Source organism: Rhodococcus sp. NPDC077669 (assembly GCF_040686915.1).
Classification (GTDB): Bacteria; Actinomycetota; Actinomycetes; order Mycobacteriales; family Mycobacteriaceae; genus Rhodococcoides; species Rhodococcoides fascians.
Genome location: NZ_JBFBMD010000010.1, coordinates 68,807 through 88,239, shown reverse-complemented (window position 1 = coordinate 88,239; position 19,433 = coordinate 68,807). Strand labels below are relative to the sequence as shown.

The 19,433-nt window shown below is 62.3% G+C and carries 20 protein-coding genes, 1 tRNA gene and 1 riboswitch; of the genes, 10 read left to right on the top strand and 11 right to left on the bottom strand.

Annotated features, from left to right (window positions below; translation table 11 throughout):
- Nucleotides 1–3 precede the first annotated feature (3 nt).
- From AB0P23_RS14260 to AB0P23_RS14230, 7 genes are all read left to right on the top strand, one after another.
- Complete coding sequence (locus tag AB0P23_RS14260; RefSeq protein ID WP_363797937.1) at nucleotides 4–522, top strand: hypothetical protein; 519 nt, start codon at nucleotides 4–6, stop codon at nucleotides 520–522.
- 229 nt (nucleotides 523–751) lie between these two features.
- Entirely contained in the window at nucleotides 752–2,185 is a 1,434-nt protein-coding gene (locus tag AB0P23_RS14255) for an AAA family ATPase (protein ID WP_363797936.1), read from the top strand.
- A 20-nt stretch (nucleotides 2,186–2,205) separates the two neighbouring features.
- Nucleotides 2,206–3,021 (top strand): hypothetical protein, encoded by an 816-nt coding sequence (locus AB0P23_RS14250; protein ID WP_363797934.1) that lies wholly within the window; start codon nucleotides 2,206–2,208, stop codon nucleotides 3,019–3,021.
- A 962-nt stretch (nucleotides 3,022–3,983) separates the two neighbouring features.
- Nucleotides 3,984–4,157 (top strand): hypothetical protein, encoded by a 174-nt coding sequence (locus AB0P23_RS14245; protein WP_363797932.1) that lies wholly within the window; start codon nucleotides 3,984–3,986, stop codon nucleotides 4,155–4,157.
- Nucleotides 4,158–4,667: 510 nt separating this feature from the next.
- Nucleotides 4,668–4,749, top strand: a tRNA-Phe gene (locus AB0P23_RS14240).
- Between the two features lie 119 nt (nucleotides 4,750–4,868).
- Nucleotides 4,869–5,441 carry a DUF6584 family protein gene (locus AB0P23_RS14235; protein WP_032373747.1) on the top strand — a complete coding sequence of 191 codons (573 nt, stop codon included), beginning with the start codon at nucleotides 4,869–4,871 and terminating at the stop codon, nucleotides 5,439–5,441.
- 101 nt (nucleotides 5,442–5,542) lie between these two features.
- Nucleotides 5,543–5,839: a hypothetical protein gene (locus AB0P23_RS14230; protein WP_032365867.1), complete on the top strand. Its 297-nt coding sequence runs from the start codon at nucleotides 5,543–5,545 to the stop codon at nucleotides 5,837–5,839.
- A 12-nt stretch (nucleotides 5,840–5,851) separates the two neighbouring features.
- Here AB0P23_RS14230 and AB0P23_RS14225 read toward each other — a convergent pair whose 3' ends face one another.
- Entirely contained in the window at nucleotides 5,852–6,151 is a 300-nt protein-coding gene (locus AB0P23_RS14225; RefSeq protein ID WP_045842143.1) for an ANTAR domain-containing protein, read from the bottom strand.
- 88 nt (nucleotides 6,152–6,239) lie between these two features.
- Nucleotides 6,240–6,824 carry a helix-turn-helix transcriptional regulator gene (locus AB0P23_RS14220; RefSeq protein ID WP_363797929.1) on the bottom strand — a complete coding sequence of 195 codons (585 nt, stop codon included), beginning with the start codon at nucleotides 6,822–6,824 and terminating at the stop codon, nucleotides 6,240–6,242.
- A gap of 112 nt (nucleotides 6,825–6,936) precedes the next feature.
- On the opposite strand from AB0P23_RS14220, the gene AB0P23_RS14215 reads away from it, so the two are divergent.
- Nucleotides 6,937–8,061: a hypothetical protein gene (locus AB0P23_RS14215; RefSeq protein WP_230593516.1), complete on the top strand. Its 1,125-nt coding sequence runs from the start codon at nucleotides 6,937–6,939 to the stop codon at nucleotides 8,059–8,061.
- On the opposite strand, the gene AB0P23_RS14210 is transcribed toward AB0P23_RS14215, so the two are convergent.
- The 6 genes from AB0P23_RS14210 to metE form a co-directional block, all read right to left on the bottom strand.
- Nucleotides 7,991–8,905: a pseudouridine synthase gene (locus AB0P23_RS14210; protein ID WP_363797927.1), complete on the bottom strand. Its 915-nt coding sequence runs from the start codon at nucleotides 8,903–8,905 to the stop codon at nucleotides 7,991–7,993. The two genes, AB0P23_RS14215 and AB0P23_RS14210, sit on opposite strands and share 71 nt — an antisense overlap.
- 92 nt (nucleotides 8,906–8,997) lie before the next feature.
- Nucleotides 8,998–9,993 (bottom strand): NADP-dependent oxidoreductase, encoded by a 996-nt coding sequence (locus AB0P23_RS14205; RefSeq protein ID WP_032365871.1) that lies wholly within the window; start codon nucleotides 9,991–9,993, stop codon nucleotides 8,998–9,000.
- 11 nt (nucleotides 9,994–10,004) lie between these two features.
- Nucleotides 10,005–10,430: an organic hydroperoxide resistance protein gene (locus AB0P23_RS14200; RefSeq protein WP_032365872.1), complete on the bottom strand. Its 426-nt coding sequence runs from the start codon at nucleotides 10,428–10,430 to the stop codon at nucleotides 10,005–10,007.
- Nucleotides 10,427–10,885: a MarR family transcriptional regulator gene (locus AB0P23_RS14195; protein WP_032373743.1), complete on the bottom strand. Its 459-nt coding sequence runs from the start codon at nucleotides 10,883–10,885 to the stop codon at nucleotides 10,427–10,429. Before AB0P23_RS14195 ends, AB0P23_RS14200 begins: the two co-directional genes overlap by 4 nt.
- Nucleotides 10,886–10,982: 97 nt before the next feature.
- Complete coding sequence (locus AB0P23_RS14190; RefSeq protein WP_363797924.1) at nucleotides 10,983–12,035, bottom strand: iron-siderophore ABC transporter substrate-binding protein; 1,053 nt, start codon at nucleotides 12,033–12,035, stop codon at nucleotides 10,983–10,985.
- Nucleotides 12,036–12,135: 100 nt separating this feature from the next.
- Complete coding sequence (metE, locus tag AB0P23_RS14185; RefSeq protein ID WP_032372965.1) at nucleotides 12,136–14,403, bottom strand: 5-methyltetrahydropteroyltriglutamate--homocysteine S-methyltransferase; 2,268 nt, start codon at nucleotides 14,401–14,403, stop codon at nucleotides 12,136–12,138.
- 129 nt (nucleotides 14,404–14,532) lie between these two features.
- A riboswitch (cobalamin riboswitch) is annotated at nucleotides 14,533–14,742 on the bottom strand.
- 239 nt (nucleotides 14,743–14,981) lie between these two features.
- Between metE and AB0P23_RS14180 the strand changes: the two genes are divergently transcribed.
- The gene (locus tag AB0P23_RS14180; RefSeq protein ID WP_363797922.1) at nucleotides 14,982–16,073 is read left to right on the top strand and encodes a 3-deoxy-7-phosphoheptulonate synthase; all 1,092 of its coding nucleotides are present in this window, start codon (nucleotides 14,982–14,984) and stop codon (nucleotides 16,071–16,073) included.
- A gap of 11 nt (nucleotides 16,074–16,084) precedes the next feature.
- On the opposite strand, the gene AB0P23_RS14175 is transcribed toward AB0P23_RS14180, so the two are convergent.
- The gene (locus AB0P23_RS14175; RefSeq protein WP_363797920.1) at nucleotides 16,085–16,705 is read right to left on the bottom strand and encodes an alpha-ketoglutarate-dependent dioxygenase AlkB; all 621 of its coding nucleotides are present in this window, start codon (nucleotides 16,703–16,705) and stop codon (nucleotides 16,085–16,087) included.
- Between the two features lie 58 nt (nucleotides 16,706–16,763).
- On the opposite strand from AB0P23_RS14175, the gene AB0P23_RS14170 reads away from it, so the two are divergent.
- Nucleotides 16,764–17,189, top strand: a complete 426-nt coding sequence (locus AB0P23_RS14170) for a VOC family protein (RefSeq protein ID WP_032372963.1) — start codon at nucleotides 16,764–16,766, stop codon at nucleotides 17,187–17,189.
- Between the two features lie 12 nt (nucleotides 17,190–17,201).
- On the opposite strand, the gene AB0P23_RS14165 is transcribed toward AB0P23_RS14170, so the two are convergent.
- The gene (locus AB0P23_RS14165; RefSeq protein WP_027495889.1) at nucleotides 17,202–18,221 is read right to left on the bottom strand and encodes an AraC family transcriptional regulator; all 1,020 of its coding nucleotides are present in this window, start codon (nucleotides 18,219–18,221) and stop codon (nucleotides 17,202–17,204) included.
- Nucleotides 18,218–19,390 carry a pyridoxal phosphate-dependent aminotransferase gene (locus AB0P23_RS14160; RefSeq protein WP_032372973.1) on the bottom strand — a complete coding sequence of 391 codons (1,173 nt, stop codon included), beginning with the start codon at nucleotides 19,388–19,390 and terminating at the stop codon, nucleotides 18,218–18,220. Before AB0P23_RS14160 ends, AB0P23_RS14165 begins: the two co-directional genes overlap by 4 nt.
- Nucleotides 19,391–19,433 lie beyond the last annotated feature (43 nt).

Here is a 19,433-nt window from a genome sequence, read left to right as displayed (position 1 = left end):
CCGATGGCAAGTCTGAAGAGCGGTCCGATTCGGGAAACACCGGAATACCAGAAGGCGCAGACCGACGAGCGATTCCAGTCGTGGCTTCGGATGCAGGACGCAGCGATCGAACTGGAGTTCATAATCTTCGACGTGCCCGAGCTGCGGGGTCACCTGTACACACGTGACGGCATAGTCATCGCAGAGCAGGCAGCACTTGAGCGCTTCCCTGGACATCGCGAAGCGTTCACCGGTGACAACCTCAAGCTAGCCATGCGGTTCGTCTACTTCATAGGTGAAACGTTCCGACGCCACACAGAGGGCACATGGGTAGCGGTGCCCCAGGCGTCGCCGAAGACTGGTGCCCTTCAGGCCATTGATGCTCCATACAGCACTGGCTTTTATGCGCCAATCGACATGCTGCAAATGGCACTCGCGCAACGTACAGGAGACAAGATCCTGAAGATCTTTGATTACGCAGTCGAAGACCACCAGAAGTGGATTGCGGCAGGAAAACCGTCCCGTGGTAAGCAGCAGCAATAGGTACCACAATGATCTAGCAACCGTACGGTCGTACATGCAGATAGAACCACCGTCGATTTGGAACTAGTCAATTCGAGATCTAAAGGCTCATTGAATGCGTATTCACGTACAAAATTTGCGATCATATCCTACGCCGACGGGAGCGCGGAAACTTTGGCTAGTCCCAGATAGCTGGGACGACCATAAATATACGACGACTTACGACCTCTATCTCTGGGACCCGGATCTCATGATCGAAGAGATTGGGAAAGTTAAAATTGCGAGGCGTGACCTCCGGCACAAAGAGCGCCCGCTAATCGGAAACAAGAACTATGATAGTTTGCCTGATGAATGCTACTCTCTTGGTCAGAGTGATGAATACTACGAGAACCTGAAAAATATTGGCCAGGCTCTTGGAGGAGCGGTACGCGAAGACATTTTGAAATCAATGCGAGATATCGCATTTGATTTGAGGTTATTCGAAGAAACTCGCCAGTATGAATCAACGCAGGTATCGCTTCTTCGATCATGGACTGCGCGAACAGTGCGTCATCAGTTAAACAGGATTGCCCATGGGGGAAGATTAAAAGATAGATATTTCATTAAATACACCTTTCCTGCCGTTGAAGCTGACTTGCACCCGCCAACCCTCGACTTCAAAGTTGATCCAGATTCGCAACCCGCGAGTAATATCCACGTAATAATTGGTCGGAACGGCGCGGGAAAAACCACTCTATTTCGTCGAATTTCGCTATGTTTCTTAGATCCAGGCAGTGAAAACATCGGAACAATCAGTGATGCCGAACGTCCACAAGTAACGCCTGTCGTGAATTTAGTCTCGGTCGCTTTTAGTGCTTTTGACCCATTTGAACCCGTGGATATACGCGAATATAACGCATCGATTTCGTATAACTATGTGGGCCTGAGAAAGGAATTGACCTCCGAAGACGGCTCACGCCAGTCGAGTTTGAAGGACACGGACGAACTCGCCTTGGAATTTGTAGACAGTCTAGACGAGATAATATCTGCTGGCCGCGTGGAAACATGGTTGAAGGCGATCGAGCACATAAACAATGACGCAAATTTCGCAGAGTACGAATTGAGCAGCATGGTCTCTATTCCCCGTCCCGCGAATAGAGCTTCAGAGAGGGCGACAATTCATAAACGCAACGCTCGCCGTGCTTTCCGTAAGATGAGTTCGGGTCACAAAATTGTGTTGTTGACACTGTCACGACTAGTGCACCTCGTCGAAGAACGTTCTCTTATCCTAATAGATGAGCCAGAATCGCATCTTCATCCACCACTATTGGCGGCCTTTATTAGGGCGTTGTCCGACTTACTCGATACGCGAAATGGGATCGCTTTTATTGCGACCCACTCGCCGGTAGTGCTGCAAGAGGTTCCTGCGTCGTGTGTTTCCATCTTGCGGCGATACGGCGACCTATATTCCGTACACCGCCCGGAAACCGAAACCTTCGGCGAGGCGGTCGGGGTGCTGACTCATGGAGTATTCGACTTGGAAGTGCAGGGCTCAGGGTTCCATAAAGAAATTTCGAGAGCCGTAGAACGATATACAACATACGAGGAAGTGATGGCTTCGTTCGGCGGCCAGGTTGGGGGAGAAGGTCGAGCGCTCATTCGTGTTCTACTCAATGCAAAACTGCGGAATGAGAACCGCCGGTGATTGAGTTAGACGTAATAGGAATGACTCCAGCCGAGGTCATCAGAGCGTGTCTTCTTCGTGCAAAAGATAAGATCACTGCGAAGCAAATACTTGATTCGGTTCAACATTTCGATAGAGCTGAGGCTGATTTTGTAAAAGCAGTACAACTTGAAAAACTGCACACGCTCAAAGAGCCAAATTTTAAGCTCTCGACGGTGGGTCCGGACGTACTATCCAAGCAATTGTACGAGCTTGGAATGGTTTCACGCGAAGAAGGTAGGGTGATATACGAGAAAATACGCAGATCAGCGAATGGGGTGTGTCCGCTGTGTGATCTAGGTGAACCGTACACGCTTGATCATCACATGCCCAAGAAACGATACCCATTGCTATCCGTTTCGATCCCAAACTTGATTCCAGCATGTTACGTCTGCAATCAGACGAAACGTGAGACCGTTGCTACTACGCCAGACGACGAGCCTCTCCATCCCTATTACGACCGATTCGTCAATTCGCAGAGGTGGCTGGCGGCTCAAGTGTTGCCGGACATGACGGTGGAATACTATGTGGATCCTCCGCCAGCATGGACACCCGTGCAGGCCAACCGAGTCCGAGCTCATGTTGAGAAATTTGACCTACTAAACCGATACGCGATTAGATTTTCGAACCGTATTTCTAACATCAGGCAAATCATCGAGATGAATTTTTCTCTCGGAGGCGCATCGTTGGTCTCAATAGACCTGATGACTATTGGTACCTCACATGTTACTAATCATAAGAATGACTTCGAAGGTGTTGGATATTTGGCTGTGGCCGCTGACCACGCCTTTTGTAACGGTGGTTTTGATTCGATCTAAGCGAGCTAGATCCAAACCGGCTAGTCACGCCAGATGTCTAACGCCCTTGCAAGCTGACCTCCTAAGGTTGACCCGTTGTTGGCCAGGACATATCCCCCGCGAAGACCGCCCTGGTCTACTAACTGTCTTCGTCGGCGGACTCGTCGGTAGACTGTTCGGTCAGTATCTCTTCGTGAGCGTTTGACCATCCGAGAAGAAGTGCGTGGTGACACCGAAGTGGGGTACTGGCAATTTGCGTCAGCGTAGGTCGCCTGGGAGCGTGACCACCGCCTGAGCACGCGTCGTGCATTGATGTAGTCCTGGAGCTCAACTTCGACTGTCTCTACAGCTTTGTCCAACCCAACTCTCCCCCAAAACCGACCAGGTCCGAGCCCTGGCTCCTGCCAAAGCTCGGGTACACGATTCTGATACTCCTTATCAGCGAGGCCATCTGGGGTGGAGTGCTTCGTAAAGTAGATCGCCAGTCGCTTCGGATCACAGGACCTCATTCCTTCTAGAACATCCACTCGGGTACCTGCGAGTAAATGCTTGCGCTTCTCCCCGTCGTCAGGATGGTCGACCACATCGGTCCATGCGCGAGACAGCCACACTCGGAAACCAAGCCCAGATCTACCTGGTAGAGAGGGCAGCGCCAACCACAGATGGATGTGCGGCGCACCCCTTCGCTGGAATTCCAGTTTCCACACCAACCGAGCCACCTGCCCGTATTCCCGCTCTAGACGCTTGCGCCACAGCGTTAGGTGTCGCTTGACGGCTTTGCCCGACGGTGCGACCAACTCCCAGTCCTTACCCGGGTAAGTCAGCGTAACCATCGCTGGCGTCCGGCCGCCGACCACCAAGGGGCTGTAGTCGAGGCTCGCCAGTGTCCGGCACATATTCGAACGGGACTTTCGCGACCACTCCGTGATTGATCGCTGGCTCCCGTAGTCAGCGAAAGCACCATCGCGCGAGATGTGCCACTCATGATCCGTGACGTCCAACTCGTGCTGGCGAACTTTGCGTTCGGCTGCACGAGCCGCGCGGACGGGGTTCTGGCTGGAGAGCTGAACTACACCGGGGCCGATGTGGACCCTGCAGATCAAGCCTTCCGGTTGCTCGCCGCGCAGACCTTCGCCACGGGCCCATGGAGCGGCTGATATGAAGAGCGCCGCAGTGGTCGCAACGTCGCTCGAACTAGGAAAAGTCAGCCGGATGGCATCGCTTGGAAGATCCACAGTTTCGCCGTCGACCGCGGTGCGGACATTTTTGGCACATATAACAAGCCCGGTGTCGGTCGCGTCGGCGCCGTCCGCCTCCCTCCCTGCGCCTGCGGGGCATGCGGCCTTCGGCCGGTCCCCTCCGGCTTCGGTCGTGCGGCTACCCGAGGCCGTCGGACTAGCTGGCTGCCGCGAAACCCCGTCGCCGGGGCTCCGTGGTTCCTTGCCATCTGACAGTGTTGGATTATCTGCTTCACTCGAAGAGTTCTTGGGCACTACAATTGGACGTGGATCCGGCTCAGACATTGTTCGGCTCCCGCGCCCTCGACCAGCTGCAACTGGTGCGGGGGCATTCTGTTGGGGCTGAACCGAGCAGGTGGGCCGTTAGTGGGCCAAACCTTCGGACGCAGCGGTATTAGCTAGTCCAATTGGTCCAGATAGGCGCATCGCGACCAGCAGTAATGCTGGGGGCCGAGAATAAATCCGCCTGAAAAGCGGAAGGTCGCCGGTTCGATCCCGGCCCTGGCCACCACGGTTGTGATCGACAAGCACTGACAAAGCCCCTCTCGACTTCGGTCGAGAGGGGCTTTGTCGTCTGCGGAGTATTCACTGTCCCGTGACGGCGCTCGATTGCAACGTTAGGCTCGACAGGTGGATGTGATCGCTCGCGCGCAAGCCGATCTCGCACGTGGAGACACCAACGCCGCACGAAACGGGCTCCTCGACGCCTTGCCGCGCAACCCGTCGTCGCCGGCGGTTCTGGAACTGCTCGCGTACACGTATCTCCTTCTCGGTGATCGTGCGGCGGCCGGTGCCGTGTGGTTTCTGACCGACAAGGCCGACGACGATCCGACGGCGTCGGCTGCGTTCGCGGCGCTGCAGAAGCAGTACCGGTCGCCGCTGATGCTCGCCCGAGCGCTCCCCATCCATGCGCCCTCGGATTGGTATCCGGTGCGGGCTCAGATGCGCCTGGAGCGACTGGGAGCTGCAATCGCAGCCAATGGGCAGAGCTGGATCCCACCGCGCGATGTCGTGTATTTCGACGAGGACGGAGTCGACTCCGACGACTTCTATGCCGCGCGTACCGCCGACGAGGACGATGCCGACGACGGGTTGAAGACGTCTGGTTACCGCACCGTCCGGCAACGTGCGATCGCAGCGACCATCGTCCTTGCCATCGTTGCTACCTCTGCGTCGGTGGTGTTGGCACTCGTCTTCGGGTGATGGCGATTCTCGGAGGGGCGGTTCTCGAACGGGTCGCTCGAATCCGAGCGTAGAGTTCGTCGGAGGATATCGAGGCCGACGACCGAGGGCGACTTCATTTCATGGGCACAGCGAACGGCGCACCGTCACCGCGCGACGACAATTACGACGTCAATCTTGCCCAGGCGAGAGTGTTCGCGCGAGGACTGGCCGAACACATTCGGACGTGTTCGGCGGCCATCGAAATTGCGCAATCCAAAGCATTTCGGGCTCGCGCCGATCGTGCCGAATCTCGCGCGAGGCAATTCGAGTCCGAGGCATCCACTCTCCGCACCGAGCTCTACGAGATGTATCGGCACATCGACGCGATGACGGCTCGATTCCCGGAACTGCGGACCGACCCGGCAGTCCGCGGATAGCGACCGCCCGAATCAGACTGCGGCGGAACCGGTGACCAAGCCGAACGTGGTCTCGGCTCCACGCCGGCCCAGCGCCGAACCCCACACCGAGTACACCGCGTCCGTTGTCGTGGACTGCTCCACGTCGCGCCCCTCGGCGACAGTGATCAGCGTGCGGGAGAGCTCGAACAGACTTACCCGGTGATTCTTCGCCGTGGTGAACAACTCGTCGATGGCGTCGGCCACCGAGCCGCCGTGGATCCCGATGAGCACTCCGGTCGCGATGTCGACGTCGGTACGAGAGGCGGGTGAATCGGGCAGTCTGTCGGTCATCTTTTTCCTCGAGATGGTGTTGTCGGTGCGGATGACCGAGTGGATTCTGGGTCGAGCGGGCTTCACTGTCTCACACCGACATGACTTTTCATACAGTCGGTTTCGCGCGGACGTGCATGCGCTCGCCCTGAGGTCCGAACAGGCTCAGCAGCTCGACCGGTCGGTTGCCGACAGCGCCGAACCAGTGCGGTACCCGGGTGTCGAATTCGGCGGCCTCACCGGCCTTCACCGTCAGATCGTGTTCGCCGAGAATAAGTCTCAGGGTGCCGTCGAGAACGTAGAACCACTCGTACCCCTCGTGCACCCGCGGGCGCGGCTCCTTGTCGTCCGGACGAATCAGCAGTTTGAAGGCCTGCAGTCCGCCGGGGCGGAGCGTCAGCGGAAGGATGGTGACGTTCTCGCGCACCGTGGCTGTGGTGCGTACCCGGGGATCGGCGACGGGGGGAGCCGTCACCAGATCGTCGAGCGCCATCTGATGCGCGCGGGCGATCGGCCACAGCAGTTCGAGACTGGGTTTGCGGTCACCGGATTCGAGCCGTGAGAGCGTGCTGATCGAAATTCCGGTGGTGTCGGAGAGCGCGGCGAGGGTGGTGTTCTTCTCCATCCGGATGCGCTTGAGGCGGGGGCCGAGGCCGGCAATGAGCTCGTCGAGGGTGGTTTCTGCGTCCGTCATCGATCCATTGCAGTTTCGGCAAACGAATTTGTCAAGTCGTCCCCATGCGGCGCGCGGGAATGCAGAGGCGAAAACAGCCCGGAGGCGACGGCGGGAAGCTCATACTCGGTTCATGATCGCTCGTCCGGGGCACCCGCAACGTACCGGCGTGGTCCGCGATGCCTACGGCAGCTCCGCGTCCGAGGCCTTCATGGTGGTGGCCATTGCCACGATTCTGGTCACCAGGGCGTATTTGGAGCTCACTCACTACCCGCAGGTCGGTGGCAAGTCGCTGCACATCGCGCACGCCCTGTACGGCGGGGCGGCGATGATGCTGGCTCTGTTGATCGGGTGGATGTTCATCGGGTTCGGCGTTCGGGTCTTCACCGTGGTGCTCGGCGGAATCGGGTTCGGGTTGTTTCTCGACGAGGTCGGCAAGTTCGTCACCAAGGACAACGATTACTTCTACGGCCCGTCGTCGGAGATCATGTACGTCCTGGTGGTGCTGCTGTTGGTGTTCAGCCGGATCGTGCGGGAGTTCCGCAGGCCGTCGCGGGACGAGTCGCTGGCGAATGCGGCCGCGATCGCCGCGGATGGCGTCGCGCACGGTCTTCCCGAGCATCGGCGCGACTGGGCGCTACGGATGGTTGCGCGAGCGGAGTCGGACGGAGCCGACCCGGACACCGTAGCCGGAATCAGATTGTTGCTCGGCACCTGCCGCCGGTCGACATCGCGTACCCACTCGATGCGCCAGTTCGTTCCACGGCTGATTCCTGCGTTCTTCACCAGTCCCCGTTGGGTTCCCGTCGTCGGCTGGGGACTGGTCCTGATCTCCGGGGCGGGAGTCGTGTTCGGGATCGTCGAGCTCGTCCTGGGTGACCTGCTCATCGATCGCCGAGACCTGACGATCGACGTCGACAGGATGGGCATCGCCAGCGGCATCCTGTTCGTCAGTGCCTGCATCACTTTCGCCACGGCGCTGCCGGCGATGCTGCGGTTGCGAACGGACGGTCCCGTGTGGCCGTTGCGCACTCTCCGCGTGTCCGCACTGGTGTTCACGTTGCTCAACGCGCTCGTGGATTTCGCCCAGGAGGGGTTCGCTGCGCTGGGAAATGTAGCGGTCGGTCTGTTCGCGCTCGCGGTCATCTCGCACCGCATCACCGTCCGAGCCGACGAAATAGCCGGTACTACGGAATCGGTTGCGCTGCAGGAGGATCGAGACTCCGATTGCTCTCGAACCGTCGAACCACGCCGCTGAGCGGATCGACGAACTCGATGGAGCGAGCCAGTAGGCGGAGCGGATCGGAGTAGTCGTCGTCGGCGACCTCGCGGAACGACGGGTAGAAGTTGTCGCCCACGATCGGGATTCCCAACGAGCACAGATGAACCCGAAGTTGATGCGTCTTCCCCGTGCGCGGGTGCAGCCGATATCGACCGTACGATCCGAGAGTGTCGACCAGTTCGACGCGTGTCTCGGCATTGGGCTCGCCCGGTACCTCCCGTGCCTGAAGAACGCCGCGTTCCTTGACGATTCGACTGTGCACTGTCAGTGGGAAGTCGACATTCTGGGAGAGTGGGGCAATTGCCTCGTACTGCTTGGTGACCGTGCGCTGAGCGAACATCTCCTGATACGGCCGGCGCGCCTGCCGCTGCACGGTGAACACCAGGACACCCGCGGTGAGTCGATCCAGTCGGTGAGCAGGGCTCAACTCGGGGAGATCGAATTGTCGTCGCAGCAGAACCAACGCCGAGCGTGCGATGTACGCGCCTCGCGGCGTCGTGGCGAGGAAGTGCGGCTTGTCCACCACGAGCAGGTTCTCGTCGCGGTGCAGCACATCGAGGGAGAACGGCACGGCCGATTCCACCGGTGGGTCACGGTAGAGGTAGATGTCCGCACGCGGGCCGGCGATCGTCGACGGGTCGATCGGTACGCCCGCGGCATCGACGACCTCCCCGCCGGACACCTTCTCGGTCAGCCTGGCCGCATCCTGCGGGAAGCGGGCACACAGATATTCGAGCACCGTTGCGCCGGTCGCGACGTCGGGCATCCGCACCCTGATGGGGTCGAGGCCGTCGCGCAACGGAAGTGGGGCGGCAGGCATGCAACGACTGTAATCGGTGCACGCATGGAAACACCCCGGTCGGAATTCCCGACCGGGGTGTGGACTGCGGTGACGCGCCGTGCCGGCCCGACCTAGATGGTGACGACCATCTTGCCGGTGTTCTCGCCCTTCATCAGTCCGATGAAGGCGGCCGGGGCATTGTCGAGGCCTTCGACGATCGTTTCGTCGAATTCGATTGCGCCGCTGGCGAGCCAATCCGTCATCTTCGCGCGGAATTCCTCGGTGAGGTGCGCGTACGAGCCGACGATGAATCCCTTCAACGTCAGCTCCTTGCCGATGGCGAGGGCGAGGTTGCGCGGGGCCGGGGTCGGTTCGGTCGAGTTGTACTGAGCGATGGCTCCGCACATGGCGATTCGGCCGTGCTTGTTCATCGACCCGATAGCAGCTTCGAGATGGTCACCGCCGACGTTGTCGAAGTACACGTCGATGCCGTCGGGAGCTGCCTGTCGGAGCTGTTCGGCGACAGGGCCGTCGTGGTAGTCGAATGCCGCGTCGAACCCGAGCTCGAGCAAGCGCGCAACCTTGGCGGGGGATCCGGCGCTACCGATGACGCGAGATGCGCCGAGCGCCTTGGCGATCTGTCCGACGAGCGAGCCGACGGCTCCGGCGGCGCCGGAGACGAACACGACGTCGCCCTTCTGGAACGACGCCACGGCCGTCAGGCCCGCATACGCTGTGGTGCCGGTCATTCCGAGTGCGCTCAGGTATGCCGATGCCTTGGCTGCGCCGAGGTCGACCTTGCTGGCTCCCTGTGCCGGGACGATGGCGAGATCGCGCCATCCCTTGCCGTGCACAACAGCGTCGCCGACTGCGAAACCGTCGGCCTTGGACTCGACGACCTCGCCCACGGCACCGCCGTCGAGCGGCGCATCGATCTGGAACGGCGGGACGTACGACTTCACGTCGTTCATCCGGCCACGCATGTACGGATCCACCGACATCACGATGTTGCGAACGAGGATCTGCCCGTCCTGCAGTTCGGGGAGGTCGACGACCTCCGCGCGAAAGTTGTCTTCGGTCGGCCAGCCTTCTGGGCGGGACGCGAGGTGAATTTCGTGTGCCTTCATGGTGTTTCCTCTTACTCGTCTTCGGTGACGGTGACGGTGACGTCGATGTTGCCGCGGGTGGCGTTGGAGTACGGGCAGACCTGATGTGCCTTGTCGGCCAGTGCCTGTGCGTTCTCGCGGCTGAGGTTCGGCAGAGTCACCTCGAGGGTGACTGCGAGCTGGAAGCCGCCTTGGTCGTTCGGGCCGATGTCGACGCGAGCGCCGACAGCCGAGTCGGTGACGTCGGCCTTGTCCTGACGCGCCACCATCTGCAGTGCGGAGTGGAAGCACGCGGCGTAGCCGGCTGCGAACAGCTGCTCGGGGTTGGTGCCGTTTCCGCTGCCGCCCATGGCCTCCGGGATGGCGAGATCGAGGTCGAGACGTCCGTCGGAGGTGCGGGCGTGGCCGTTACGGCCTTCGCCGGTGGCGAGTGCCTCTGCGGTGTAGATGGTTTTCATGATTCTCCTTCTGTCGTGCTCGAATCGGTGTGATGCAAAGCGCTCGTCAACGCGTCGAGCGATTCTTTGAGCTTGACGAGATCGCCGACGTCCATGCCGGTCTTCTCGGCCAACTTGCGCGGGATGTCGAGTGCCTCAGCGCGTAAGTCGCTTCCGGTCTCGGTGAGATGGATCTCGACGCGGCGCTCGTCGCTGCTCAGGCGTCGACGCTCGATGAAGCCGAGCCCTTCGAGTCGCTTGAGCATCGGCGAGAGCGTGCCGGTGTCGAGATCGAGTTCGGCACAGATGTCCTTGACGCCGCGCCCGTCCTTCTCCCACAGCACCAGCAGAACCAGGTACTGCGGGTACGTGACGCCCAACTTGTCGAGCATCGGGCGATACACCGCGGTGGTAGCCCGCGAAGCGGAGTACAGCGCGAAGCACACCTGACGATCGAGTGCGAGTTCGTTGGTCACGAGAAGAACAGTAGTGCACGTTTAAGTTGTGCGCAACCTATCCGCCCGATGTGAGTGGAACTTCGTAGCCTGCTACGAAGTGCCACTCACATGGGGGTCAGCTTTGCAGAGCGTTTCTCAGGCCGTCGAGCACGATGGTCGCCGCCGTGGGGCCGGCGTTGAGGTACCACGGGTCGTCGTCGACGCGCACGATGTGGTTCTGCGTTGCCGCGCTCATCCCGGTCCACAATGGATTGGTGGTGTACGACGCAGCGCTCGAATCGGCTTCCGCGTCCTGGCTGGAGACGAATACCCAGTCGGCGTTCGCCAACTGGATCTCTTCCTCGCTGAAGTCCTGCGAGGTCTTGTCGAATTGCTGGCTGGGCGGGCGCGCCAGCCCAGCGTCCGAGGCGATGAATCCAGCGAACGACGCGACGCCGAACACGCGTGCCCGGTCTGCGGTGAAGCGGACGAACGACACCGTCGGAGCGCCCCCGGATCCGCCGCCGTTGGAGACCGAATCACCCAGTGCGCGAGCGTCGGACGCGAATGTGTCCAGGAACCCTTGCGCCTGCTCGGTGCGTCCCAGTGCATCCGCGAGAAGAAAAAAGTCCTGCTTCCAGTTCACGCCGGTGCCCTCGGTCAATACGGTCGGCGCGATGGCCGACAGCGTCGGGTAGATGTCTTCCGAGCCGGTCTTGTTGGCCAGGATGAGGTCGGGTTCGGCGGCGGCGACGGCCTCGATGTCGACGCTCTGGCGGTTGCCCAGATCTGCCATCTGCGTCAGTTGGTCCGCGTACTGGGGGAACGAGAAGCTGATGTAGTCGGGCACCAGATCGGCTCCGTCGCCGTAGGCGGCACCGGTGGGGGTCACGCCCAGGGTCAATGCGGCGTCGAGCTGGCCGGTGGCGATCACCACGATCTTCTTCGGCTCGGCGGGGATGTCGGTGGATCCGCCGAAATGCCCGACGGTGCGCGGGAACTCGCCGTCGGCGGCACCCGAACCCATTCCGTCGGGAATGCCGGTGGGGCCCGGTGAGTCCGATGCGGCGTCGGTGTTGGAGGTGGGAGAGGTGGCGGTGCTCGGTGCCTGCTCGCCGCTGTCGCCGCACGCGACGGTGGTCAGAGCTGCGACTGCGACGAGGGCAGTGACGACGAGCAGACGTTTCACTTCGATCTCTTTCACCGAGCGGGCATGGATAGGTAACCCTAGCCTGGCGACCACGTGAGCGGAACTTCGTAGCAGGGGTCGAAGTTCCGCTCACATGGGGTCAGCGCAGCGCTGCCGCGGCCAGGACCATGTTTCTCAATGACTGCTCGACCTCGGCCGGGCCTCGTGTCTTCAGTCCGCAGTCCGGATTGACCCAGAGCCGTTCGAGGGGAACTGCCTCGGCCGCCGCGCGGAGCGACTCGGTGATCTCGGCAACCGTCGGAACTCGCGGCGAATGGATGTCGTAGACACCGGGTCCCACGTCGAGTGCGAAGCCGACCGCAGTGAGGTCGTCGAGCACCTCCATGCGCGAGCGTGCGGCCTCGATGGACGTCACGTCGGCGTCCAGGGCGACGATGGCGTCGATGACCTCACCGAACTCGGAGTAGCACAGGTGCGTGTGGATCTGTGTCGCGTCGTCGACGCCGGACGTCGCGATCCGGAACGAGCGGACGGCCCAATCCAGATACGCTGCAGTGTCTTTCGAGCGCAGCGGTAGCAGTTCGCGGAGCGCGGGCTCGTCCACCTGGACGATGCGGATCCCCGCCGACTCCAGGTCGATCGTCTCGTCTCGAATCGCCGAGGCGATCTGAGCTGCCGACTCGGCCGCCGGGATGTCGTCTCGGACGAACGACCACGCGAGAATGGTCACCGGACCGGTCAGCATGCCCTTGACCGGTTTGTCGGTCAGTGACTGCGCGTACGTCGCCCATTCCACCGTCATCGGTGCCGGGCGGGAGACGTCGCCGTACAGGATCGGTGGTCGCACGCACCGTGACCCGTACGACTGCACCCAGCCGTTGGCGGTCACGACGAAACCGTCGAGTTGCTCGGCGAAGTACTGCACCATGTCGTTTCGTTCGGGCTCGCCGTGGACGAGCACGTCCAACCCCAGACGCTCCTGCAGTGCAACGACATCGGCGATCTCCGCGCGCATCTGCCGCACGTACTCCGGCTCGTCGACGGTGCCGCTGCGCAGCGCCGCCCGCGCGCGGCGGATCGTGCTCGTCTGTGGGAAGGAGCCGATGGTCGTCGTCGGCAGAACAGGGAGCGAGAGATGCTCGGCCTGCACGACGCGGCGGACGTCTCCTGGGCTGCGGTCACGGCCGGCAGCGCTGTTCACACGCGCACGGATTGTCGGATCGTGCAGTCGTGCATCGTGTCTCCGCGAATCCAGAGCCGCGCGGGCCGACTCGAATCGGCCCGACACGAATCGATCGGTTTCCCCGGCTGTTCCGCCCTGGAGTGCGCGCGCGAGCACCGAGACCTCGGTGATCTTCTCGTTCCCGAACGCCAGCCACGACCGCAGTGTCGGTTCGAGCTGAGGTTCGGCGTCCAACGAATAGGGAACGTGGAGCAGCGAGCACGACGACGACACCGCCACTGCGCGCGCATGTCTGCCGACCTCGTACAGTGTCTCGAGCGCGGCGTCGAGATCGGTGCGCCAGACATTGCGTCCGTCGACGACGCCGGCCACGACGAGCATCGTCGAGGTAGCGCGAGTAGCTGCAAGTTGCTCGGCCACACCAGGAACGGTCAGATCGACGGCCAGGCCCTCGATCCCGGTGGACGCCACTGCGGGCAGCGCGTCGCCCAGGTCGCCGAAGTAGGACGCCAGCAGAATGGCCGGGCGGGTCTGCGAGGCTGCGAGTTGCTCGAAGCATCGGGTCGCCGCTGCGACGGTCTCGTCGTCGAGATCGCGCACCAGCGCCGGTTCGTCGATCTGGACCCACTCGGCTCCGGCTGCGGCGAGGAGTTCGAGCAGACGGTCGTAGAGCGGTATCAGTTCGTCCACCCGTCCCAGCAGCGAATCGGAGGAGCCGACGGACTTGGACAGCAACAGGAAGGTGACCGGTCCGATGATCACCGGACGTGCCGGGATCCCCAGTGCACGAGCCTCGTTCACCTCGCCGAGCACCTTGTCCGGGTGCAGGGAGAACGTGGTCTCCGGCGAGATCTCGGGCACGAGGTAGTGGTAATTGGTGTCGAACCATTTGGTCATTTCGAGCGGGACGATGGTCTCGGTGCCGCGGGCGGCGGCGAAGTACCGATCGAGTTCACCTTCGACCGCCTCGACTCGCGGTGGCAACGCTCCGAGGAGGGCCGCAGTGTCGAGCATCTGGTCGTAGTACGAAAAGGTGTTCACCGGAACGGAATCGAGCCTGGCTGCGAGTGTGTGCCAATCGTTCTCGCGAAGATTCTTCGCGACCGATTCGAGGGCCTCGGCGTCGATCTTTCCGGCCCAATAGGATTCGACGGCTTTTTTCAGTTCTCGGTTGGGTCCGATGCGAGCCGAACCGAGCACGGTGGCGGTGAAATCGTTGTTCACAGTTGATCTCCAGGGTGACTACACGTGGGTGGTGCACCGTCTTCACGGGCGCGCAGATCCCGGTGAGCCCTGACTACAGCCGTACCAGGGTTACGCGCCCATTCCACGAGGCGGTGAACCGCTGCACACGGCGTGCACAGCACAGAGGGCAGGTATTCGGACTTGCAGGCGCGCGGACGAAGAGCCCACTCCTACTGGCCGTCGCTTCCCGAAGAGGCTTCTTCAGTGCGTGATGACGGCGGTCGTTCCTGCATACCGCTGCGGGACAGTCCCGGATTCTCACCGGGTTCCCTCTCGCGATGCGCCGTGACTGCACGCACCGCTCGACGCCGAGGTGAACTTCGGGGCTCCTCATGACCACCTGGCGAACCGACTGCAGGGACGAGCATAGATGCATCACGGGAGAGTCTGTTACGGTGCTCTTCATGCAGCGCACGTATTTCTGGTTTAGCAGGCCGGCCCCGGGTGGGTCAGCCAGCGACGCCATGCGCTGACCCTCCACCCCACGAGCCGGATACAGACCGGCTCGAAGTGCGCGTGGAGCATGCGGAGCCGGCCTGGGAACAGGAAACCCTCTCATGACGCTCTCCCTCGACACCCCGTCACTCGACGATCAGCGCACGATCAGCATCAGTCCGCTGGTCGCGCCGTCGGTCGTACGCCGCGAGCACGCGGTGGACGACGCGATCTCGGCGAGTGTTCGTACCGGACGCTCCGGTGTCGTCGACGTTCTCGACGGCCGTGACGACCGACTGATCGTCGTGGTCGGCCCGTGTTCGGTGCACGACACCGACGCTGCCCTCGATTACGCCCGACGCCTCGCCGCCACGGCAGCCGAGCTGGGCGATCGACTGCACATCGTCATGCGGGTCTACTTCGAGAAGCCGCGGACGACGCTCGGCTGGAAGGGTCTGATCAACGATCCGCACCTCGACGGCAGCTTCGACATCAACGAAGGTCTTCGAGTGGGACGCCAGCTGCTGCTGGACATCTCGGCGCTCGGCCTGCCCGTCGGCTGCGAATTCCTCGACCCGATCACCCCGCAGTACATTGCGGACCTGGTCAGCTACGGTGCCATCGGAGCACGGACCGCAGCCAGCCAGGTGCACCGGCAGCTGTGCAGCGCCTTGTCGATGCCGGTCGGCATCAAGAACTCGACCGAAGGTGACATCCAGGTCGCCGTGGACGGAACCCGCGCCGCCGCGGCGAGCCACGTCTTCCCCGGAACCGATCTCGACGGCAAGGCGGCCTTGATCAGGACCGTCGGAAACCCCGATTGCCACGTCATCCTGCGCGGCGGCGTCGACGGACCGAACTACGACGCCGAGTCCGTGGCCGATACCGTTGCCCGCCTGCGTAAGTCGGGGTTGCCGGAGCGAGTTGTCATCGATGCCAGCCACGGCAACAGCCGTAAGGACCACAACAAGCAGGTGGACGTCGTCACCGACGTGGCCACCAGGGTCGCGGCCGGCGAGCACGGAATTGTCGGGCTGATGCTCGAGAGTTTCCTCGTCGCAGGGCGTCAGGACCTCGAAATCGGCCACCGCGACGAGCTCGTGTACGGCCAGTCCATCACCGATGCATGCCTCGACTGGGACACGACGGCAACGCAATTGGCCACTCTCGCGGCGGCCGTCGAGACGCGTCGGGCCTCGAACGCCGCGCGCTGACGCGTCGTGCGTTACCGAACCCCGCGCGGTCGAAATTGCACGCTGATGCGTGGGCCGACCGCGCGGGTCGATTTGGGAATTGCATGCTCCCAGGTCCGTTGACAGGACCCGCCCATCACCACCAGGTCGCCGTGACCGAGGGTGAATTTCAGAGAGGTCCCGCCGCCGCGGGGACGGAGCATGAGTTGTCTTGTAGCACCGAGCGATACGATCGCCACCATCGTGTCCTCGGTGGCGCTGCGGCCGATGTTGTCGCCGTGCCAGGCGACGCTGTCGGACCCGTCGCGGTAGTAACACAGTCCCGCGGTGGCGAACGACTCCCCGAGCTCGCTTCGGTAGTGGTCGTCCAGTGCATCGCGGGCCTCGTACAGTGTCGCATGCGGCCAGTGCTCCCGCTCGGCGTAGTACCGAACCAGGCGCGGCACATCGACCACGCGGTCGTACATCTGCCTGCGTTCGGCGCGCCAGTCGACGTCGGTGACCAGCGAATCGAAGAGGTCGCTGTCGGACAACCAGCCCGGCCGCACATCGACCCAGGCACCGAGCGTCAGCTCGCGGCGGGTGACGGACTGCAGCGACCCGACGCCACCGTCGTCGTCACCGAACAGCGAACCTTGCATCGCGAGCGACATGACTCGACTGTATCGAACAGGTGTTCCCATTGCCAGCTCCCGGCGGTATCGTTCTCGCATGGGTTACCGATTTCAGGTCGTCGTGGACAGCGTCGACCCGCATGCGCTCGCGGCATGGTGGGCACAGACTCTCGGCTGGCAGGTCGAACCCAGCAACGAGGAGTTCATTCGCGAGATGGTTGCGGCAGGCCACGCCCGAGAGGAGGACACAACCGTGTTCGACGGCGTTCTGGTGTGGCGAGCAGGCCAGGGCATCACCGATCCGGAATCTCCGGGCACCCCGCGGGTGCTTTTTCAGGCGGTACCCGAATCGAAGTCCGTGAAGAACCGACTCCATCTCGACGTTCGTGTCGGTGACGGACGCGAGGCGGTGGTGACCGCACTCGAAGGTCGAGGCGCGTCGGTACTGCATCGCGGGCAGCAAGGGCCCAGCACCTGGATCACCATGACCGATCTCGAGGGCAACGAGTTCTGCGTCAGCTGATCGCGCTGAGCTCTATCGATACGCGCCGGGAGTTTGGCCGGTCCAGCGCTTGAAGGCTCGGCGGAATGCGCTCGGTTCGGAGAAGCCCAGGCGGGCCGAGATGTCGTCCACGCTGTCGCCGCGGCTCAACCCCGAGATGGCCGCGTCGCGCAGAACCTCCTCGCGGAGCTGATTGATGGAAGTGCCTTCCTGGCGAAGAACGCGGCGCAGATGCGGCGGGCTGATGTTGAGCATGGCCGCAATCTCTTCGGTAGCCGGCGTACCGCCTCTGAATCCGGTCTCCAGGGCTCTTCGGACCTGACTCGACGCAGTGCTGTCGTAGTCCCTCGACGAGAACAGCAGGTTGGGTGACTCCGCGAGGTACTCGGCCAGTGTCGCCTCGGTCTGCACTATCGGGGCGCGCATGAGCGCGGTGTCGAATTCCAGTGCGGCGCGGTCGGATCCGAACTGCACATGAGTTCCGAATATGGTGTCGTACATCTTCCCGGCCTCGGGCCCGGGCAGTGCATAGGGCAACTGAACCGACAGGAGTTTGACCCGGTTACCGATCAGCCACGCCGCGAACCGATGCAGCAGAATCAACAGGAAGTCGGTCAGCAATCGCTCGGCGAGCTCGTTCGCTTCGGGGCTGAGGTCGGTCGTGGCTTCGACGTGCACCGTCAGGACCGTCGACTGCTCCGTTCGATCCAGCGTCATCGGTTTCACCGGAATGAGCACGCGCATGGTCTCGGACATTCGAATCAGCGCTGCCCACAGGTTCTCCGTGTGTATCAACGTCTGACACACCACCCGAAAACTGCCGCGCCGCACGGGAACTGCGGCGAGTCCGAAGAGTTCGTCGCCGGTCATCGCCCAGACGGCCTGGGTGAACGCGGTGACCTGTCGGGTGGTGAGCCGCTCCGCCGGGTCGTCGAGAATGGTGGTTCCGATCCCGGCCATCGACAACGGGTACGTCAGGTCCACTCCGCCGTTGGCCGCGAGGTCGACGGCTTGCCTGACGAAGTACGCCGGAATCGTCGGTTGCGCAGTCACAATCGCCGTAACCTCTCGGCGGCATCGGCGAGCACGTGGTCTTGCTTGCAGAAAGCGAAGCGCACCAACGAATTCCACGGCGCGGGCTCGTCGACGAAGGCAGTCACCGGTACCGCGGCGACGCCCACGAGATCGGGCAGGGAGCGACAGAACTCGTACGCATCACCGCGGCCGATCGGTGCGATATCGGCGCACACGAAATACGTTCCGGCGCTGTGCTTGACGTCCGCACCCGCCTCGGTCAACGCCGCGGACAGCGTGTCTCGCTTGTGCTGCAGACCGTCGCGCATGGCGGCGATCCACGCCTGCTCGTGACCGAGTGCGTACGCGACGGCGGGCTGGAACGGGGTGCCGCCGACGAAACTCATGAACTGCTTGGCGGCGCGCACCGCATCGATCAGCTCTTTCGGTCCGAGCGCCCACCCGGTTTTCCAGCCGGTGGCGTTGAACGTCTTCGCGGCACTGGACACGGTGACGGTTCGCTCGAACATGCCCGGCAGCGTCGCGATCGGGGTGTGCACACCGTCGTCGAAGATCAGATGCTCGTACACCTCGTCGGTGAGCACGAGCAGGTCGTGGGCGATCGCGATCTCGGAGATACGGATCATCGTCTCGCGATCGAACACGGTGCCGGTGGGATTGTGCGGCGAGTTGACGATCAGCATGCGCGTTCGCGGCCCTACGGCGCGTTCGAGGGCGTCGGTGTCGACGGTCCATCCGTTGCTGTCGGTGACCAGGGGTACGGCCGTGCGAGTGGCTCCGGCCAACGCCACAGCGGCCGCATAGGAGTCGTAGAACGGCTCGATCAACAGCACGTCGTCGCCCGCCTCGATCAAGCCGAGCAGCGTCGCCGAGATGGCCTCGGTGGCACCCACGGTCACGAGAATCTGCGAATCGGGGTCGTACCGAAGTCCGAACCGGGCGAGCCGGTCATCGGAGATGGCTGCGCGCAGCACCGGCATCCCCGGGCCGGGGGAGTACTGGTTGAGACCGTTCGCGATGGCGTCACGCGCGGCCTCGAGCATGGCCGACGGTCCGTCCGTGTCCGGGAATCCCTGCCCCAGATTGACGGCGTTCTTCGCCACCGCGAGCGCGGTCATCTCGGCGAAAATGGTCGATGCGAACGGGCGCAACCGGGTCACTGTGCGCGACGGCAACATCTCGGACATTCCTGCAGCGTAGTTCACACAGCCGGCGCGAGCGTCGGACCTG

Coding starts and splice junctions, on each gene's coding strand:
- AB0P23_RS14170 (WP_032372963.1), top strand. CDS start 16,764: ATGGGTTACCGATTTCAGGTCGTCGTGGACAGCGTCGACCCGCATGCG.
- AB0P23_RS14160 (WP_032372973.1), bottom strand. CDS start 19,390: ATGTCCGAGATGTTGCCGTCGCGCACAGTGACCCGGTTGCGCCCGTTC.
- AB0P23_RS14175 (WP_363797920.1), bottom strand. CDS start 16,705: ATGTCGCTCGCGATGCAAGGTTCGCTGTTCGGTGACGACGACGGTGGC.
- AB0P23_RS14180 (WP_363797922.1), top strand. CDS start 14,982: ATGACGCTCTCCCTCGACACCCCGTCACTCGACGATCAGCGCACGATC.
- AB0P23_RS14255 (WP_363797936.1), top strand. CDS start 752: ATGATCGAAGAGATTGGGAAAGTTAAAATTGCGAGGCGTGACCTCCGG.
- AB0P23_RS14225 (WP_045842143.1), bottom strand. CDS start 6,151: ATGACCGACAGACTGCCCGATTCACCCGCCTCTCGTACCGACGTCGAC.
- AB0P23_RS14250 (WP_363797934.1), top strand. CDS start 2,206: ATGACTCCAGCCGAGGTCATCAGAGCGTGTCTTCTTCGTGCAAAAGAT.
- AB0P23_RS14230 (WP_032365867.1), top strand. CDS start 5,543: ATGGGCACAGCGAACGGCGCACCGTCACCGCGCGACGACAATTACGAC.
- AB0P23_RS14200 (WP_032365872.1), bottom strand. CDS start 10,430: ATGAAAACCATCTACACCGCAGAGGCACTCGCCACCGGCGAAGGCCGT.
- AB0P23_RS14245 (WP_363797932.1), top strand. CDS start 3,984: ATGATCCGTGACGTCCAACTCGTGCTGGCGAACTTTGCGTTCGGCTGC.
- AB0P23_RS14220 (WP_363797929.1), bottom strand. CDS start 6,824: ATGACGGACGCAGAAACCACCCTCGACGAGCTCATTGCCGGCCTCGGC.
- AB0P23_RS14260 (WP_363797937.1), top strand. CDS start 4: ATGGCAAGTCTGAAGAGCGGTCCGATTCGGGAAACACCGGAATACCAG.
- AB0P23_RS14210 (WP_363797927.1), bottom strand. CDS start 8,905: ATGCCTGCCGCCCCACTTCCGTTGCGCGACGGCCTCGACCCCATCAGG.
- AB0P23_RS14205 (WP_032365871.1), bottom strand. CDS start 9,993: ATGAAGGCACACGAAATTCACCTCGCGTCCCGCCCAGAAGGCTGGCCG.
- AB0P23_RS14215 (WP_230593516.1), top strand. CDS start 6,937: ATGATCGCTCGTCCGGGGCACCCGCAACGTACCGGCGTGGTCCGCGAT.